Here is a 16946-nt window from a genome sequence, read left to right as displayed (position 1 = left end):
TTCCTCTTTCTTTTCTGGCTATGCCGCTATTGTATCGACATCCTAAACTATTACTTCTCTTCCCATTCCGCAAACAGGGAATCAATTCCCTTTTCCTCTTCCTCTTGCGAAACCCGCAACCCCTTGTGCGGACGGAAACCAAAATTACTGGGATGCGACAGGCGATAGAAGAACCATCCCACACAGATCCAGAGTAATAGACTACAACTGGCGACCAAAAAGCCTATAACCCCGATCCCGATCAATTGTGCCATAAATAGATCCACTCCTCCCTCGAAAAGTAACCCCCCTTTCGGCAGATCTAAATAGGTATCCGCCCAAGGAATATCTTTGGGGGCTAAACAGAAAATCCCCACGGCCAGAGTACCCCAGATACCGCAACCGAGATGAACGGGAACGGCTCCCACCGGATCGTCGATTTCCCCTTTTTGGAGCCAAGTACTAAACAGAAGAACGATCGCCCCACCGATAAAGCCGATTAGCGCCGCGCTCAAAAAATTCACGAAGGCACAGGGGGCGGTAATACTGACACAACCCGCCAGAATGCCATTAATAATAAAGGTTAGACTCGGCCTACCGGAGAATATCCAAGCGAGAGTGGTGGAGGCCAGCGCGCCGAAAGCCCCGGCGATGAGTGTCGTCAGGAGGATATGGGAGATTGCGTCCGCATTGGCCGCGAGGGTAGAACCCGCGTTAAAGCCGAACCAACCCAACCAGAGAATAAAGCATCCCAAGGTCGCTAGGCTCGGATTACCGCCAAAAGTCGCCATGATTTTATGGCCGCGATAGCTAGTATTTTTGAAGGAACGGTTTTCCCCTTGCCCCCAAGGGATATATTTTCCCGCACGAGGCCCTAACAGACACGCCCCCGTCAAAGCCGCCCATCCTCCCACCGAGTGAACCACCGTCGAACCCGCGAAATCCCGAAACCCCAACTCGTGCAACCAGCCCCCTCCCCAAATCCAAAAACCGGCAATGGAGTAAATCAGGATAAAAAAGGCACTAAAAAGGACGAACGCCCCGAAGCGAATCCTCTCCGCCACCGCCCCCGATACGATCGTGGCGGCAGTTCCCGCGAAAGTGAGTTGAAAGAAGAATTTAGCTGTTAGAGGAATATCCGCCCAATCTAGGAAGGGAAATTGACCATTGAGTGGAGGAAAACCCGGTGTTCCGACAAATTTGCCGCCATCCCCGAACATCAGCCCGAAGCCGATCAGCCAATAGACTGCGGTAGCGACGGTAAAGACGATCGTGTGTTTGGCGAGGACGGTGATCGCATTTTTACTCTGGCAAAAGCCCGTCTCTAGCATGGCGAAGCCGCAGTTCATGAAGAAGACGAGACTACCCGTGAGTAACACCCAGATCGTATTTTGACCGCGGTTTAACTGCGCCACTTGCTCGGATAATCCGGGATCTTGAGCCATTACCGCCGATATACCAACGTTTACGAGTATAGTAGCGAAAAATAAGCTGAAATATCGCCACCGAAAAATTTTTCTAACGATAGCCCGCTGAAATTCTGCCTTAGTCATGGAAAAGAAATGTCTGACTTGTGAATCAGAAGATAGATCGGAATGACTGTATTTTGTCTAACTCCACGCTACGATAGATTTATACCATTCGGGATAAACACTTAAATCTTATCTCGCAGAATCTTATTTCTCTCTTTTTTGTTCTCTATATCTGAATTCCCGATCGCCTGTCGAAAACTCAATGCGATTATGTATCAATCCCATCTGTCCCCGCCCGGAGAACTCCGAAGATGGGAGTATCTGTGAGGCTTGCGGTTCCCACTTGCTAATACAGAATAGATATCGGGTGATGAAAGTACTACACCAGAGGGAGGACAGGGTAACTACCCTTTACGATGTGGTGGATGTGAAGGATCAAGACACTCCCAAGGTTCTCAAAGTTCTCTACACAGGGAACCCGGACACGATTTCTCGGTTCGATCGAGAGGCAGATTTATTAAAAAATTACCGGATCGAGGGACTTCCTACAGTAGGACAAGGCGGATATTTCCCGATCGAGTTTCCCAATAATCCTATTCCCGCTTACTGTCTAGTGATGGAGAAAATCCCAGGACTAAACTTAGAGCAGTGGCTAGAACAGCACGGGGCGATCGATGAAAGGCGGGCGATCGACTGGTTAAAACAAGTAACTACTATTTTAGAAAGACTACATTCTAATAATTTCATCCATCGCGATATTAAACCTTCTAATATTATGTACCGCGATAGCGATAACAGGATATTTCTAATCGATCTAGGTGCGGTTCGTTTAATTAATCAAAATATAAACGAGCAAACTACGACAAGGATCGGGAGCTTCCCCTATATGGCTCCCGAACAGTACCGAGGCAGAACCGATTTCAAATCCGATTTTTATGCTCTCGGGCGTACTTTTGTCCATCTTCTAACCAACAAGAATCCCTCTCAAATCGAACAAGATACTCAAGAAAAGTTACTGTGGCGTGCAGAATCTACACCCGTATCGGATCAATTTGCCGCCTTAATCAATAGTCTTTTAGAGCGAAAACTTAACGGGCGGCCCGGAAATACAAAGGATATATTGAAACGAATTCAAATCATTGAAGATAAGGTTAATTCACAGGAAAACTCTGGTTCTATATTTCAAACAGTAGTCTTGTGGGCTATGGTATTAGGGTTTTTAGTTTTCGGATATTTCGCGATCATCAAGTCGGATCCTTCTCCAACTAATCCTAATACTAGCAATGACACCCAATGCAGGATTAGAAAAGATGGCAAACAGGATAGCAATGCCCTAGCTAGAGATGCCCAAAAAGCGATTAATGCCGCTAAGTTAAAAGATAGCCCTTATCCTATCATCCAAAAATACTCGAATATTATTCTCGATCCCAAGCAATATGGTTGTACCGTGCAGGTGGAAATCCTCAGAAAACGAGACGAGATCATTCTCCCAGAACTAGCGGAGGAACTAGAGCAAGTTATCCGAGGGAGTGTTAATAATAGTGTTAAAGACGCGATAAAAGTTAACATCGTTCCTCGCTATCTCGATTAAAGTCCTAGAACGTAGGATTTAATCAAATTCGGAAGAATAAAGCCTGAATCTCTGCTTGCGATGAACGCTCGCTTTCTCAAAGAATCAACTGCGTCCGTCAGTCCGGATTTATTGAGCTTCGATCGTAATTCCGAGACAGAAATCGCTTCCTCTTCCCTCGCCAAAACCTCCAAGATCTCCCGCTCGATTTCCGAAAGCCTTTGCAACTGCACCTCGATCATCCCATTAATATCACTAAAATTTATCGTCCCAGCTTGTAAAAACTCCGCAATATTACCACTGAAGAGATCGACGATTCTAGCCAAAGCAAGCTTAAGAAAAAAAGGATTACCCCGATACAGTTCGATAAAATCCCGAATCTCCCTCTCTGTTCCTTCTCCTCCCTCCTTATTTACCATCTCCCTAGCCGATAGTTCATCGAGTCCTCCCAAGAACAGAGACTTTACTGTATTCTGCCGCTTTTCTAGAAAATCGATATCCTTGGGTTTCTCCCGACTCATCAATACTAAACAACTTCTATGCGGTGCTTCTCCCACCCGTCTCAATAGCTTTTCGTAGTTTTCAAACTCCTCTCGATATCTCCCGCTTAAATCGCCGCTTTGCAGAATTTCCTCGCCGTCATCCAATAACAAAAGACACCGATGATAGGTCATTCGATCGATTAGCCTAGCCAAACGGATATCGATACTATCAGGTAACTCCCGGCGGGGAGAATTTGTCAAAATCTCTAACCAATCCCCCAAAAGTTCCGTAAGGCGAGAAACTTGTTTAAGGGAACGATAGATGAGGTAATCGAAATCTCCCTCGATCCCCTGCGCTAGTTTCACCGCGAGAGCAGTTTTTCCCATCCCTGCCATCCCAAAAACCGTAATTAAACGGCATTTGTCACCGATGATCCACCGTTTGATCTCGGCGAGTTCTTCCGTCCGTCCGTAGAAAAAATCCGCCTTCGGTACCCCTCCCCAGTCCTTCCGATCAATTTCCCCTTTCCCGAACGTTTCTTCTAGCAATGCTATCTCTTGCCAGTTTAAACCTAATTTCTCGCAAATTGTCGTAAAAGTCTCATGACTAATCGGCTTACCTGTGAAAAATTTGGTAACTGTCGCTCTAGCCAAAGGAATCAATTCGGCGAAGGTACTTTTATTCGTGTATCCCTTTTGTTTAAGAGCGAGTTCGGCTTTAGGGATGTATTCGGGATTGATTTTCAGCGATCGAGACATAAGCAGTTATTCAGAAGTTATTCAGAAGTTATTCAGAAAGAATTTAAAACTATAATAAAGCAATTCTTAGGGCAATTCATTTCCCTCGCCAGCAGGAATGTATCTTAGAATACATTTTACCCACCAAATCCAAGAGAGCCAAATGAGCGTCAATCTTTTGAGAGCGATCCTCGATCTGATCGATGAATTTCGCGACCCCGACGCAAAAGAGGAGGAAGAACAAGAAGGAAAACAGTAGTCAATAGATGCTATCGCTCTAGGGTAATGAGCCAACAAGACTATCCTTGTTGGCTTCTCCTTTGTTTGGGCGAAGTTAGCTTTAAAATGGATTCCAGAGGGATTTCTAATGATCTAGGCATAAATGATGATTTTAGGTATATGTCTATAGTAGCAAAAATTTGTCAGAAGTTATTCAAAAATTTGTCAGAAGTTAGTCAGAAGTTGGTTAATTAGTAGTAGTTTTTCTGTTCTTCTCTTTGTATAATCACTATAGTAAGAGTGTTTCCAGTGTATTTTAAAGACACTAAAATCAATGATCCCCATCACTACTCAAGAATTAAAACGAAATATTCAAGAAGCTTTGGAGGCAGGAGTGCCGAAATCGAGGATCGAGCGAATGAAGGACTGTCTAAATAAACTCGAATCTGGAGTGTTCGCCAATCAGAAAAGTACGGGAGTAATGTATCGGGAAATCGTTCGCGACGGCAAAAAAATAATCGAGATGGCAAGCGCTCCCATCCTGCCGGAAGATCCAGAGAAGGACCCGTTCGATGAGTTGGATGACCGGCAACAGCCAACTATCTTTGACCCTTCAAGCAAGAAAAAATAATATCTTATAACACATATAATATAACCCAATCTACGATGTTGGGCTAGGTTATATTATTAGAATAGTCGGTTAAGAATCTACGAAAATCACGTTGCGATGCCTACGATAAAAGACTTTAGTAAACAATATACTCTAGACGAATTAGAATCACTATCGGATTTTGTCGAGCAGGAACTTCGTCTTTCGTCACCAATCGAATTAGCGTGGTTGGATGTAATAGAAATTAGGGATTTGGGACTAAATACCAATGGTGATTGGTACGGACGATATGATGGACAGACATTTAAAGCGAGAATTCGCCTCAACTCTCTTGTTTTAGGTACGATCGAGCAATTACAACGAACCTTAGCCCACGAATACGGACATCACTGGACTCTATCCTATCTCGCTGTTCATCACAACTTACGAATTTATAAAGAACGATTACCCAGAACCTATTACAAAATACGAGGTTTAAGCGAAGAGCATTGCATTTATAGTCCCCAACAGATTAGAACTTTTGAAGACTGGATGAGATGCGATAAAGAAATTATCGCCGAGGATTATCGGGTTCTATTTAGTCCTCATCCTCACAATCAAGATCATCAAATGGTAGGAAATTTACCGTTGATTAGGCTCTCGGCCCATCCATCCATCAGGGAACAAGCTTTAAACATCTGGAGATCGATCCAAAATTTCTTCTACACGGTATTCAAGCTAGGGATCAGCCATCCCGATGATCGAGTTCAGGAATATATCAGGAATCTCCCCACCACTCCATAGTATTGGATTTTAGCAAAGCTTGATGAGGTTTTCTTCTGTATTTTTGGCAGTACAACATCCGGGGGAAGCGGGGGGAATTCGTCGGGATTTGGCCTTTGAAAACCGTAAATTTGCCCTTAAAACCACTAATGGGCAGGAATTTGAACAAATGCGACAAGTACCCCTAGGGTCGAATTGGCCCAGTGGTCAAGTTAATCAACCTCCCCGGCCGGCAGTGGTGGCGATTCGCCGAATTGAGTCAAAATAGGTGAGGGAAGTGAGGAGCTGGGGAAGTGGGGAGAAAAAGGAAATAGATTGTTTCCTTGGAGTAGAAAAGCGATCTTTTTCAGGAAAAATCGTTAAATTAAGGAATTTAAGAGCAAGGTCGCCATTAAAATCTCACTTTTGCCGGAGATATGTTGTGATTTTGTCCTTGAGTTTCCCAAAGATGGGCTTACTATGAGAGTAGGGGGAAAAAAGATAATTTTAGCGATCGATTAACAATGACTAGGGATCTCTGTAGGATTTTATTGATAGAGGACGAACCGACGACTGTTAAATTAATCCAGAGATTGCTGTTAAAGGCCCCCCAATGTTCTCTGGCTGAGGGGTTGACTTTTACCCTCACCCAAGCTCAGGATCTAGAGGAAACTGCCGAAAAACTGGCAGGGGAGAAATTTGATCTCATCCTCTTAAGCTTGGAAATCTCCGTCCCCCCCGGTTTAAATATTCTAGTCAAAACCAGAGAATTAGCCGCTGCTATACCGATAGTGGTTCAAACCACTAGCAATGATGAGAAATTAGTCGTTAAAGCCTTTCAACTGGGTGCTGATGGTTATATTCAGTTAAATAATATCGATAGTAGTCTTTTAGTCTATCAAATTCGTGTGGCGATCGAGCGTCAGCAATATATCCTCAATCTTAAACATCAACAACAGGAAGAAGAATTTCGCGAACTGGAACAGTTAATCAAGGGAGGACAAACTAGCATCACAGCGAAAATGTTCGGTTCTGAGGCAATAAGGCAGAGTATTCCCGATATTTTTCAAGAATTAGTTCAAAATTACGGAGATTTATTAGATTTAGCTTTAGAAGAACAAGCATACAAAGTGGAACATAATCTATCGGAACGACTGCGAAGCTTGGCCGATAAGTTAGGATTCTTAAAAGCTAGTCCTCGCGATGTGGTGGACATTCATACCACCACCCTACGCCAAAAAAATCAGGATGTCACCCTGGCCAAAGCGCAGGCCTACGTTAGCGAAGGTCGTCTCATGGTCCTGGAATTGATGGGTTATCTCGTCTCTTTCTATCGTAAATACTATATCGGTCTCAGCAACATTAAACTATTCAATAACACGCAATCATGAGTCAATATCTTCTCAAACTCTACATTATGGGCGATTCAAGTAAATCCCAAAGGGCGATCGCTAATATTTTTCGTATCTGTCGCGAGGAGTTATCCGGTCTTTATACGGTAGAAATAATTGATGTTCTCGAACAGCCGCAATTAGCGGAACAGGATAAAATTCTCGTAACTCCTACTTTAGTCAAACAACTTCCCCCACCCCTACAAAGAATTATCGGTGATATGTCCAACACCCAAAAGGTTCTCCTCGGTTTGGATGTTATTCCCAAAGACTCCCATCTCAATTAGGATTCACCGAAAAATTCTTCTGGTTAGGTTTTTCCTCGCTAATAAGTAGATAGGATTAAAATTATCCCTTGAAGACAGTTGAAAATCAATAGTCATCCCCATCATAGCAAAGACTGGACACGATCGAGGGGCCAGTAAACTTTATAGGCTTGACCAACGATATAACTTTCTGGCAAAAAACCCCAAGCATGGGAATCAAAACTATGGTTACGATTATCTCCCAAAACAAACAGATTTTTTGGGGGTACAGTCGTAAATTCTATTTCATAATTGCCCAACTCGGCGGTGTAGGGTTCCTCGATAACTTGCTGGTTGAGATAAACTTTGCCCCCCCGGATTTCAATGGTATCCCCGGCAATAGCGATGACTCGTTTGATAAAAAAATCTCCAGACTTAGGATCTAGTTGCCTAATTTTTTCCGGAGTTCTAAAAACAATTATATCGCCTCTTTTCGCTTGATAATTACCAGATTGACTGACGAAAATGCGATCACCTACTGCGAGGGTAGGTAGCATGGATTCGCTCGGAATCTGGAAAAATTCTATTCTTTGATGTAACCAATCAGGAAAATAATTACAGATAATTCCCCAAGTAAAAATCACTCCCACCATCAGTGCCAAAATGGAACGATAGGTGTGACGATGGGGGTGGAATTGATCAGGGAAAGTGTGATAAACGTGATAAATAGCGATCACTGTAACTAAAGGGGTAAGAAAGAGGATATTGGTGAAAAAATGATCCATTTTCAGGCTAATCTGGGATATAGTCAGAAAAATTATCCCTAATCTCACCTTATCAGCGTACAATTGCCCCAAACCTGGCATAATCCGGTTAGCGAAGACGGCAAACCATGGGTTTTTTTGTTTCCGGGGAATTTTCTCTAAGCTGTTATTCTGTCTGGAATCATAAACAGTCCAGTGAGCGTCAAAAATATTGCTAATGTAAACGATAACCAGAGCAACTATTCCCCCTAATCCCCAGCTTACAGGGCCATTGGGGCTAAAAATTGACCAAATTGTCACAATTATTAATATTACTTGAGCGATCGCCCAAATGGTTGCTTTTTGGTTTTTGTTAGCATACCATTGTCCCAAACCGGGGAAAAACATCGAGAGATTGACCGCTAACCAGGGATCTTTTGCTTGTGAATTAGTCGCATAAGGACGAGAAACAGCCGAAAAAAGGGAGGGTTTGCTCATAGTATATATTTATTGGCAATTCAGTAAACAGTGAACAGTTAACTTAAAACCCAAGTCTGATAACTGATAACTGGTAACTGATAACTATTATAGCAACCAACAAAACTTAATGCTTTTACTTCAATTTAGCACCTCTCATTACTGTCGCAAAGCTCGTTTAGCTCTAGGTTATAAGGGGATTGATTACCAAGTAGAAAATCTCACCCCCGGACTACATATTCTCAAACTCAGGCCTCTAACCAAAGGGTTAACCACTGTCCCCGTTTTAATGACAGCAGATGAGATTATTGCCGATTCTACCGCCATTTTAAAATATTTAGAAAAAGTAGTTCCTTTCCCCTCTTTTATTCCCGTTGGGGAAAAGGAGAAAAATCAATCTTGGTTACTAGAGGATTGGTTAGATGAAAGTATTGGAGTAGCGACGAGATTTGTCTATTATGATTATCGCGCTGGAGAGGGAAAAGCGATCGATCCTTCTCTGAGTAGTCAAATAATTATTAATATCGTGCGACAACAATATAAAATCACCCCAGCCAGGGTAAAACTAGCGGAGGAGCGCCTAGAAAATGCCCTCAAGATTCTAGAATATTGGCAAAATCAGCCCTATTTGGTGGCGGATAAATTAAGTGTAGCCGATATTGCCGCCACTGCCCTACTCAGTCCTCTGGCTCTAATTCCCAGTTATCGTCAAAAATATCCCTGGTTGTTTGCTAGAATCGGGGAAATTCATCAACAGTGTCGGGAAAAATTGCCCCCCGGTTTAAATTAAATGCAGCGAACGACCAAAATTATTATCCTCATCTCGATCGGTTTCTTATCGCCCCTAAAAGCCCTTGCTTTGCCCGCTCCTGAAGATATTCCCGAAGAAATTTTACGAGCAGAAATTATCACTTCGGCTCGATCACCTTTGGATAATCAACCCCTAAATGCGGCAGAATATGCCTTACTAGAAGAACAATTAGCCACCAGTATTTATCCACCCCAAATTAATCCCAAGATTCGACAATTAATTGCTCTGAGAAGATTACAAAAACTCCTCCAGATCTTGATACCTTTTTATCGTTAAGATCAAAATAGCCGATCTCCTTTGGCGAGAGTGCATCTGCTAACCAAAAAGTTAGAGAGGATTGGCGTAGGGCGATCGCTTTTTTCGCCAGCAGACAAAAATCCCGTGTTATGATTAATGAAAAAATCATAAAGTTTTGTAACAAACCTTGACTGCTATCCTCCGCCCCCAAGAAAAGCCCCTGCTTAATCCTCCTTGGTACTCCCTGTCCCCTCTCTGGCAAGGAGACGAAACCAATGTTAAACAAGGTTTACCCCATAGTCAACTCGCACCCCCGTGGCAGATTTTAATTCTCGGCGATGGTTCTCCCACCCGTCATTTACAACTTTTAACCGGTGAAAAAACGGAAGTGGATGTGATCGATATGTCCCCCATCGGCGACGATGAGGATGGCGCACCGATGAAAATTAGCCTGATTCCGGGGCCGAGATTGCGTCGTCAAGTCTGGTTACGCACAGCCAGTGGTCAAAGGTTAGCCTATGCCGCTTCTTGGTGGTCCGCCAATCAAGTGGACGAATATCTGGAAAATCGTTCCCTACCGATTTGGGAAAGTCTCTCGCGGCTGCACACGGAATTGTATCGCGATGTGCAGGGACTTTATTACGGTCATTCCCCGGAATTAGAAATAGCTTTTGGGGAAAAAGGAGCATTTTGGGGTCGTCATTACCTATTTTGGCACGCTCGCCAACCCCTTACCCTGATTTACGAGGTTTTTTCTCCCTATCTCCGTAAATACCTCGGCGAAATGAGAATTGATCAGTTAGGTTAACTGCCGTAGATATTTCTATGTAGGGTTTACTGAATAAAGCTAAAAACCTTGTTGGATAATATAGCGTTTTTCAGTCTGCTGAGGTACAAAAGTTATGGGTTTTAGGCAAAAGGCAAGAGGCAAAAGGCAAAGGGGAAGAAAAACAGGTGTACCTCACTAGCTTAGGAAACGCTATATCTTTAGGCTTTTTTGAAATCAAAAAGTGGGGGAAATTTAGGCACTTTTTCCCTGAAAATTAGGTAATTGGCCACCTCAAAACTGGTAAAACCCCACACCCCACACCCGTTCGGCTGAGCTCACGGCCGAAGCCCACACCCCACACCCTACCCCCACGAAAAACTTTTTGCCGCAAACCCTAGTTAAGCTTTGGAGAGAATTAAATGATTTTTCTCCGTTAATTTTGCCATCCAACCCGGTTCGACCACAATCGTGCTAATTTTTTCGATAATAATTGCAGGTCCTGCCAGACAATCAAAAGGTTGCAGATCTGAACGCTGATAAATTGGCGTTTCCCGCCATTGATTAGCCATAAAAACTGCTACTCGATCGAGCATAGGAGGTAATTCTCCCATGGGACGGGTGCGGGTTAAAATTGCTTCTTGGGGACTGTCCATAGTCTGGATCAATTCCACGGCGATGTACTCAACAATTAAAGCTTTTTGTTCTTGCTTAAACCCATAACGTCTTTGATGTTCCTGTTCAAAATCCTGACGCATTTGATCGCTAAAATTAACCGCTAAAGTGGCATCACTGCCTTGATATTTTAAACTAACTTGCTGCCGCACCTGATTATAATCCTCTAATTCCCGACCCGCTAAAACTTCTAATTCCTTCATCTCCGGGAGTAACTCCCCGATTAAATCGGCATTTAACGGCTGTTCGATCGCTTTTTCTTTAATTACCCTCAAATCGGCCAAACCCATGCCGTAGGCGCTTAAAACCCCAGCGTAGGGATGGAGAAAAATACTTTTCATTCCCAGAGTATCGGCAATTAAACAGGCCACTTGACCCCCGGCACCGCCAAAGGTACAAAGAGTATAATCACTGAGATCATAACCCTTTTGCAGAGAGATTTTTTTAATCGCATTAGCCATATTTTCCACGGCAATTTGAATAAACCCCGCAGCCAGCAGTTCAGGACTATTATTACCCCCCATTGTTGCCGCCAATTCTTGAAACTTTGTCAGCACAATCTCTCTATCTATGTGTAAATTTCCTTCTTGTCCAAAAATAGCAGGAAAATAGGCAGCTTGAATTTTTCCTAACAAAACATTAGCATCGGTAATTGTTAATGGGCCACCCCGTCGATAACAGGCAGGTCCCGGATTAGCTCCGGCACTTTCTGGTCCGACCCGAAAACGATAACCATCATAGACTAAAATCGAACCCCCACCAGCGGCTACGGTGTGAATACTTAACATCGGCGCTCGCATTCTTACGCCAGCAATTTCGTTATCTGTTTGGCGCTCGTATTCCCCTTGAAAATGAGAAACATCGGTGCTAGTTCCCCCCATATCAAAACTGATAATTTTGCTAAATCCCGCCCTTAAACTGGTTTGTACTGCCCCGACTATTCCCCCCGCAGGACCGGATAAAATGCTATCTTTACCCTGAAATTTATCGGCGGTGACTAAACCGCCATCGGATTTCATAAATAACAAGCTAGTTTTCGGTAATTGCTGGCTAATACTATCAACATAGCGGCGTAAAATTGGCGATAGATAGGCAGAAACTACCGTGGTATCTCCCCGGGATACCAGTTTCATTAAAGGACTGACTTGGTGGGAAATGGCTAGGTGAGTAAAGCCGATTTCTTCGGCAATAGCTGCCACTTGTTTTTCGTGGTCGGGATAACGATAACCGTGCATAAAAACAATCGCACAACTTCGGATACCCGCTTGATAAACTGGTATTAAATCGGCTTTAACTTGGGCGGGATTAACGGCGATTAATTCTTGTCCTTGACGATCGTAGCGTTCGGCCACTTCGATAACTTGTTCGTATAATAAAGAAGGAAGAATAATTTGACGTGCAAAAATATCGGGGCGATTTTGATAGCCAATTCTCAAGGCATCTTTAAAACCTTTGGTGATTAACAAAACCGTGCGCTCTCCTTTTCTTTCTAACAGCGCATTGGTGGCTACCGTTGTTCCCATTTTAATCACTTCGATGTTATCTAGGGAACCGCTAATATCTTTGATCCCTTGAATGACTGCATCCGAGTATTTTTCGGGATTTTCCGAGAGCAGTTTATAGAGAACAATCCACTGTTGATCGGCAAGGGGAACAATCAGAAATCTAGCGGCATCTCTAGCTAGTCGTTCAATAATTTCTGGTCGATCGATTATCGCCACTATATCGGTAAAAGTTCCCCCTCGATCGATAAAAAATTTTAACATAATCCCTTCCAGTTCTCAGAATCAATTAACAATTGCGCCTAATTCTTTTAAGATAAACTAGATTGATTTATCTGAGTAAGCAAAATGTCCACAGGAATCGCTATCTTAGGGGTAGGACGTTGGGGAGTGCATTACGTCCGTCATTTTTCTCAACATCCCTCAGCACAAGTAGTGGCAATCGTTGATCCCTCCCCTGAAAAACTTCATCTCTGTCGCGATCAATTTAATCTCGATACTAATAAGGTTATTTTAGCCAATGACTGGGAATCAATCCGCCTTCACCCCGAAATCTCGGCTGTGGTCGTCGTTACTCCCGCCATCAGTCATTATCCCCTGATTAAAGATGCTCTTAATTTAGGTTATCACGTCCTCGCCGAAAAACCCTTAACCCTCAATCCCCAAGAATGTGGCGAATTAACGGCATTAGCGGCGAAAAAACAGCGTATTTTATTAGTTGATCATACCTATCTTTTTCATCCGGCCGTTATCACCGGACAAAAAGTCCTGCAATCCGGGGGTATCGGTAAACCTCTTTATGGTTATGCCACTCGCACCCACCTGGGGCCGGTCCGTCAGGATGTGTCCGCTTTGTGGGATCTGGCTATTCACGATATCTCGATTTTTAATCATTGGCTTGATAGTACACCAATATCTGTGCAGGCGCGAGGAACAGTTTGGCTACAACCTAATCTAGCCGATTTAGTCTGGTTAACCCTGATCTATGGCGATGGTTTTCAAGCGACTATTCACCTTTGTTGGTTGAATCCCGATAAACAGCGACGCTTAGGGATAGTTGGCAGCGAAGGGACTTTAATTTTTAATGAATTAGACGCTCGATCGCCTTTAACCCGACAAAAGGGCGATTTTGAACGTCAGGAAGCCTATTTTATTCCCCGGGGACAGGAGACGGAATCTATCCCTATCGCCGATGGTGAACCCCTAAAAGCATTGTGCAAACATTTTTTAGAGTCGGTGGCTACGGGTGTCAATTCTTCTGTATCTTCGGGATCGGTAGCGACGGAATTAGTCAAAATCCTCCAAGCAGCAGAATTATCTCTAGCCAGAGGTGGAGAGATTGTGCGCTTAGAATAGGTAAAAATGGGATCGATAGGTAGGGTCTGCTGAAAAAGTTTTTCGTGGGGGTAGGGTGTGGGGTGTGGGCTTCGGCCGTGAGCTCAGCCGAACGGGTGTGGGGTGTGAAGTATAACCTGATTTGCTATTGACGAGGAGTTTGTACGGCGTTAGATTTATTAGAGGTTTTCTTAATTTGTACCCAGTAAGGGGGTATCGGAAATTCTCTTAATCCCCCCTACAGCACAGGTTATGCCTTTTTGTCAACGGGGAAGTCCAGAACCCGATCGGTGCGTAGCGCGCTCGATCGCTAACGGATCAAATCAGCGACGGCATTAGAAAGCAAGCTCAGCAGCGACGAATTTTGACCGTCCGCTGCCACGCAGTGTTAGCTGGCGGTTCAAGGAAATAACTCAAAGTAATCGCAGTGACTTGGACGAATAATCGAAAAATCTCGGCGATCAAGTGTGTAAACGCGAGTAATAGTAAGCCTTTCAGCTATGGCAATGATCGCTGCATCTGTAAAGTCAAGCTGATTGTCAGCATATTGTTCCAATATCTCATGCACTCGTACCAAGTCTTCTGGGATTACAGGTTCAACTTGAACCGCATCAGGTGTCATACTGGATACAAAACGGCGCATTGCTTGGTGGCTCAATCTTGATGCAATCAGGTAGCAGACCTCAGGCAAGACAACGACAGGTAGAACCAATAGCTCATTCACGCTTTGAGCAATAGCCAACACCCGTTGATGATTGCGATCGCCCTGATCGGTCAAGGCAAACAAAAAACTGGTGTCAAGTATCGCCGTCATACTGAATTGCTTGGCTTAAGATTCCAGCCGGACACCGGATCAATCTCATTGCCTAGAATCTCTTCATCACGTTCTGAAATATCCTCTTGACCAGAGTTGCCTAAACCTGCAACTGCAAGCAGAAAACTAGAAGAATGAGTGGTCAGTTCTCTTTGATGGGCTGCTTTATAGCGAAGATAGTCAAGAAAATTAGACAGTTCCACTAAAGCCTCATCAGGGAGAGCCTTGACTGCTTCAATTAGCGGTTGCCGTTCTATAATGCTTCTATCCATTACTAAATCTTAGATTAGGACTTCTCCTATTTTACTCCTCAACTCAACGAACAGGCTCACTTACTAACTATCACAGCAGGTAACACCTGAATACAGTCCGCACAAATTGGCATGAAGTCAAAGATCACAGTTGGGGGTCTGCCGTTAACCTAACCCACCAGAGCGGTGTACTGCTACGCAGTGCCTTCGACATCGCACTTAGACTCACAGTTTCAATAAATGTGCATGGTGCGTTCCCCAAAATCTCTTGGTGGAGCAGTAGGACTTGCATTAGGGAACGCACCCTACAAAATTCCCTATGACGTGGAAAGGAAAACACCCGATTGTTAAGTTGATTACTGAAACTTACGAAAAAGGAGTAAAGCTTACTAAAAAAGCCATGGAAAAAATCGAAGAAAAAATCGAACGTCTCACAGAATCAACGAATCAAGACTTTCCCGATTTGGGACAATGGTTTATTGATATCTATTATGATAAGACCTAGTTTGTAGTTAACTAAGATGGTTAGCTAAAAACTGTATTTGATTCTTTAACTTGTCCTTGTTATAATCGAAAAAGCTCGGAAGTATAAAAGTTTATGCTGCTATTTTTTCGGAAAAATAGGTTGTAATGGGAGACTCTTTGTTTTCCTAGACAAAAATAATTACTTTTTCAAAAAAACACTTTTCTATTTTTTTGTTGGGTATTTTATTCTCTGGAAGTCCCTAACATCTTGTGAATGCAGGATAGTCGCTTCCTACTTGAATTAATTCATGTTTCGATATTACCTTTAGTGTTAATTTTATATCTTTATCACCTTCTTGGATCACAACATATCCGTCATCAATAATCCATTTACCAGATAAGGTATGGGGTCCTGATGAAGATGTGCCTGTAAGAGTAGTAATAATCTCCTGAAACCACTCTCCGGTATAACTACCTCCTAACTCAAGTTTGTATGTAATTTTCTGATAAAAAGATGACTGATCCTGGTCACTAAAAAAGGTTCTAACCCAACAACCAGATATATCAGACTCGACTACACCCGTATTTGGATTTGATAAATTTGGAGTTGGTTCAATAGTAATAGTAGGAGTTGATGTAGGTGATGGCGATGGTTCAGAAACACTTGGAGAATAAGTCGGTTGCTGAGGATTTAATTGTCCTTCTAGACTGCTAATTTTTCTTTGCAGATCGCCCATTAACCATAGTAAACTAAATGACCCTATCATTGTAGCAGCGATGATGACTTTAGATAACTGATTCACGGTAATCTCCTGAATAAATAGTTAAAGGCTAAACTAGACAATTTTGGATAGCGATCGCTCATATTATACTACGTTTACATGATTACGAGCTATCTAACACACGGTCGGGTGCAATGATTTGTTAGATCTCAAATTCGATTACAGTAGCAATGGCGGCTACAATTTCCAGTATTGTAATTTCAGAAATGCTTCCTAATTTACGAATAAACCTTTGTAAATCCACCCCCCTTAGTTGAAGAGTGTCATTTGATTTCTGCACCAACAGTAGGATCGAAGTTGACTAACCAAATTTCTCCACGTTTTGGCAGCTCAGGGTTAATACTCAATGATGTCACCTGCCATTAACTGCTGCCATTCAGAATCTTGTTGATAGTGAGAGAGCATTATATCGGCTTGACTTTTGAGAATATTCCTCCGTTCAGTCATTGGTAACTTCAGAAAAGCAAGACGCTGTTTTAAGGATGGAGAGATATATTCGCTGGTAGAAGAATCAGAACTAACTTCTTCAACCAAAATAACTACCTCAACAGTTTGTCCTACAGTCAGCTCTGGAGATTCAATTTCAATTCTATTTCCCGGTAGGACTTTTGCTGTCCTGTACAAAGTTGATTTAACCATTT

The 16946-nt window shown here is 43.1% G+C and carries 17 protein-coding genes and 4 pseudogenes; 12 read left to right on the top strand and 9 right to left on the bottom strand.

The window, feature by feature from the left end:
• Positions 1 to 50 precede the first annotated feature (50 nt).
• A complete protein-coding gene (locus ACOCD9_RS16390; protein ID WP_419547969.1) occupies positions 51 to 1424 on the bottom strand; it encodes an ammonium transporter in 1374 nt (457 codons plus the stop codon).
• Positions 1425 to 1713: 289 nt separating this feature from the next.
• Between ACOCD9_RS16390 and ACOCD9_RS16385 the strand changes: the two are divergent.
• Together ACOCD9_RS16385 and ACOCD9_RS16380 are read left to right on the top strand one after the other, a co-directional pair.
• A pseudogene (locus ACOCD9_RS16385) lies at positions 1714 to 1785 on the top strand (4-Cys prefix domain-containing protein); the annotation flags it as partial.
• 36 nt (positions 1786 to 1821) lie between these two features.
• A complete protein-coding gene (locus ACOCD9_RS16380; protein WP_419547976.1) occupies positions 1822 to 3042 on the top strand; it encodes a serine/threonine protein kinase in 1221 nt (406 codons plus the stop codon).
• Here the strand turns inward: ACOCD9_RS16380 and ACOCD9_RS16375 are convergent.
• Complete coding sequence (locus ACOCD9_RS16375) at positions 3039 to 4262, bottom strand: NB-ARC domain-containing protein (protein WP_419547968.1); 1224 nt, start codon at positions 4260 to 4262, stop codon at positions 3039 to 3041. The genes ACOCD9_RS16380 and ACOCD9_RS16375 overlap by 4 nt on opposite strands.
• 532 nt (positions 4263 to 4794) lie before the next feature.
• Between ACOCD9_RS16375 and ACOCD9_RS16370 the strand changes: the two genes are divergently transcribed.
• The 5 genes and pseudogenes from ACOCD9_RS16370 to ACOCD9_RS16350 all read left to right on the top strand — a co-directional run bounded on the left by ACOCD9_RS16370 (position 4795) and on the right by ACOCD9_RS16350 (position 7489).
• Positions 4795 to 5091 carry a hypothetical protein gene (locus ACOCD9_RS16370; RefSeq protein WP_072925379.1) on the top strand — a complete coding sequence of 99 codons (297 nt, stop codon included), beginning with the start codon at positions 4795 to 4797 and terminating at the stop codon, positions 5089 to 5091.
• A 96-nt stretch (positions 5092 to 5187) separates the two neighbouring features.
• A complete protein-coding gene (locus ACOCD9_RS16365; RefSeq protein ID WP_419547967.1) occupies positions 5188 to 5853 on the top strand; it encodes a hypothetical protein in 666 nt (221 codons plus the stop codon).
• 34 nt (positions 5854 to 5887) lie between these two features.
• Positions 5888 to 6100, top strand: a pseudogene (locus ACOCD9_RS16360) (hypothetical protein); the annotation flags it as partial.
• Between the two features lie 235 nt (positions 6101 to 6335).
• Entirely contained in the window at positions 6336 to 7202 is an 867-nt protein-coding gene (locus ACOCD9_RS16355; RefSeq protein ID WP_002740748.1) for a response regulator, read from the top strand.
• Entirely contained in the window at positions 7199 to 7489 is a 291-nt protein-coding gene (locus ACOCD9_RS16350) for a circadian clock KaiB family protein (protein ID WP_002772019.1), read from the top strand. Before ACOCD9_RS16355 ends, ACOCD9_RS16350 begins: the two co-directional genes overlap by 4 nt.
• Before the next feature lie 101 nt (positions 7490 to 7590).
• On the opposite strand, the gene lepB is transcribed toward ACOCD9_RS16350, so the two are convergent.
• Positions 7591 to 8688, bottom strand: a complete 1098-nt coding sequence (gene lepB / locus ACOCD9_RS16345) for a signal peptidase I (RefSeq protein WP_419547966.1) — start codon at positions 8686 to 8688, stop codon at positions 7591 to 7593.
• 109 nt (positions 8689 to 8797) lie between these two features.
• Between lepB and ACOCD9_RS16340 the strand changes: the two genes are divergently transcribed.
• The 3 genes from ACOCD9_RS16340 to ACOCD9_RS16330 all read left to right on the top strand — a co-directional run bounded on the left by ACOCD9_RS16340 (position 8798) and on the right by ACOCD9_RS16330 (position 10523).
• Complete coding sequence (locus tag ACOCD9_RS16340) at positions 8798 to 9457, top strand: glutathione S-transferase family protein (RefSeq protein ID WP_419547965.1); 660 nt, start codon at positions 8798 to 8800, stop codon at positions 9455 to 9457.
• Entirely contained in the window at positions 9458 to 9754 is a 297-nt protein-coding gene (locus tag ACOCD9_RS16335) for a glutathione S-transferase (protein ID WP_104397326.1), read from the top strand.
• Positions 9755 to 9902: 148 nt separating this feature from the next.
• Positions 9903 to 10523 (top strand): chorismate lyase, encoded by a 621-nt coding sequence (locus tag ACOCD9_RS16330; RefSeq protein WP_016517010.1) that lies wholly within the window; start codon positions 9903 to 9905, stop codon positions 10521 to 10523.
• A gap of 359 nt (positions 10524 to 10882) precedes the next feature.
• Here ACOCD9_RS16330 and ACOCD9_RS16325 read toward each other — a convergent pair whose 3' ends face one another.
• The gene (locus ACOCD9_RS16325; RefSeq protein ID WP_419547964.1) at positions 10883 to 12922 is read right to left on the bottom strand and encodes a hydantoinase/oxoprolinase family protein; all 2040 of its coding nucleotides are present in this window, start codon (positions 12920 to 12922) and stop codon (positions 10883 to 10885) included.
• Between the two features lie 84 nt (positions 12923 to 13006).
• Between ACOCD9_RS16325 and ACOCD9_RS16320 the strand changes: the two genes are divergently transcribed.
• Positions 13007 to 14014: a Gfo/Idh/MocA family protein gene (locus ACOCD9_RS16320; protein WP_419547963.1), complete on the top strand. Its 1008-nt coding sequence runs from the start codon at positions 13007 to 13009 to the stop codon at positions 14012 to 14014.
• 379 nt (positions 14015 to 14393) lie between these two features.
• Here the strand turns inward: ACOCD9_RS16320 and ACOCD9_RS16315 are convergent, their stop codons facing one another.
• Both ACOCD9_RS16315 and ACOCD9_RS16310 read right to left on the bottom strand, forming a co-directional pair.
• Positions 14394 to 14807 carry a type II toxin-antitoxin system VapC family toxin gene (locus ACOCD9_RS16315; protein ID WP_287669623.1) on the bottom strand — a complete coding sequence of 138 codons (414 nt, stop codon included), beginning with the start codon at positions 14805 to 14807 and terminating at the stop codon, positions 14394 to 14396.
• Positions 14804 to 15079 (bottom strand): hypothetical protein, encoded by a 276-nt coding sequence (locus ACOCD9_RS16310; RefSeq protein ID WP_016517014.1) that lies wholly within the window; start codon positions 15077 to 15079, stop codon positions 14804 to 14806. The genes ACOCD9_RS16315 and ACOCD9_RS16310 overlap by 4 nt, the downstream gene beginning before the upstream one ends.
• A gap of 298 nt (positions 15080 to 15377) precedes the next feature.
• Here ACOCD9_RS16310 and ACOCD9_RS16305 point away from each other — a divergent pair.
• Positions 15378 to 15563 (top strand): annotated as a pseudogene (locus ACOCD9_RS16305) (ISAzo13 family transposase); the annotation flags it as partial.
• Positions 15564 to 15783: 220 nt separating this feature from the next.
• On the opposite strand, the gene ACOCD9_RS16300 reads toward ACOCD9_RS16305, so the two are convergent.
• The 3 genes and pseudogenes from ACOCD9_RS16300 to ACOCD9_RS16290 form a co-directional block, all read right to left on the bottom strand.
• A complete protein-coding gene (locus ACOCD9_RS16300; RefSeq protein ID WP_004268927.1) occupies positions 15784 to 16326 on the bottom strand; it encodes a hypothetical protein in 543 nt (180 codons plus the stop codon).
• A 121-nt stretch (positions 16327 to 16447) separates the two neighbouring features.
• A pseudogene (locus tag ACOCD9_RS16295) lies at positions 16448 to 16652 on the bottom strand (hypothetical protein).
• Positions 16642 to 16944: a hypothetical protein gene (locus ACOCD9_RS16290; RefSeq protein ID WP_419547962.1), complete on the bottom strand. Its 303-nt coding sequence runs from the start codon at positions 16942 to 16944 to the stop codon at positions 16642 to 16644. The pseudogene ACOCD9_RS16295 and the gene ACOCD9_RS16290 overlap by 11 nt, the downstream one beginning before the upstream one ends.
• Between the last annotated feature and the right edge of the window lie 2 nt (positions 16945 to 16946).

The sequence above is a fragment of the Microcystis sp. genome, from assembly GCF_048564745.1.
Lineage (GTDB): Bacteria > Cyanobacteriota > Cyanobacteriia > Cyanobacteriales > Microcystaceae > Microcystis > Microcystis ichthyoblabe_A.
The sequence above is the reverse complement of the archived record's forward strand: the minus strand, read 5'-3'. Positions and strand labels throughout refer to the sequence as shown.

Coding starts and splice junctions, on each gene's coding strand:
- ACOCD9_RS16335 (WP_104397326.1), top strand. CDS start 9,458: ATGCAGCGAACGACCAAAATTATTATCCTCATCTCGATCGGTTTCTTA.
- ACOCD9_RS16325 (WP_419547964.1), bottom strand. CDS start 12,922: ATGTTAAAATTTTTTATCGATCGAGGGGGAACTTTTACCGATATAGTG.
- ACOCD9_RS16375 (WP_419547968.1), bottom strand. CDS start 4,262: ATGTCTCGATCGCTGAAAATCAATCCCGAATACATCCCTAAAGCCGAA.
- ACOCD9_RS16355 (WP_002740748.1), top strand. CDS start 6,336: ATGACTAGGGATCTCTGTAGGATTTTATTGATAGAGGACGAACCGACG.
- ACOCD9_RS16380 (WP_419547976.1), top strand. CDS start 1,822: ATGAAAGTACTACACCAGAGGGAGGACAGGGTAACTACCCTTTACGAT.
- ACOCD9_RS16370 (WP_072925379.1), top strand. CDS start 4,795: ATGATCCCCATCACTACTCAAGAATTAAAACGAAATATTCAAGAAGCT.
- ACOCD9_RS16315 (WP_287669623.1), bottom strand. CDS start 14,807: ATGACGGCGATACTTGACACCAGTTTTTTGTTTGCCTTGACCGATCAG.
- ACOCD9_RS16340 (WP_419547965.1), top strand. CDS start 8,798: ATGCTTTTACTTCAATTTAGCACCTCTCATTACTGTCGCAAAGCTCGT.
- ACOCD9_RS16390 (WP_419547969.1), bottom strand. CDS start 1,424: ATGGCTCAAGATCCCGGATTATCCGAGCAAGTGGCGCAGTTAAACCGC.
- lepB (WP_419547966.1), bottom strand. CDS start 8,688: ATGAGCAAACCCTCCCTTTTTTCGGCTGTTTCTCGTCCTTATGCGACT.
- ACOCD9_RS16290 (WP_419547962.1), bottom strand. CDS start 16,944: ATGGTTAAATCAACTTTGTACAGGACAGCAAAAGTCCTACCGGGAAAT.
- ACOCD9_RS16320 (WP_419547963.1), top strand. CDS start 13,007: ATGTCCACAGGAATCGCTATCTTAGGGGTAGGACGTTGGGGAGTGCAT.
- ACOCD9_RS16365 (WP_419547967.1), top strand. CDS start 5,188: ATGCCTACGATAAAAGACTTTAGTAAACAATATACTCTAGACGAATTA.
- ACOCD9_RS16310 (WP_016517014.1), bottom strand. CDS start 15,079: ATGGATAGAAGCATTATAGAACGGCAACCGCTAATTGAAGCAGTCAAG.
- ACOCD9_RS16350 (WP_002772019.1), top strand. CDS start 7,199: ATGAGTCAATATCTTCTCAAACTCTACATTATGGGCGATTCAAGTAAA.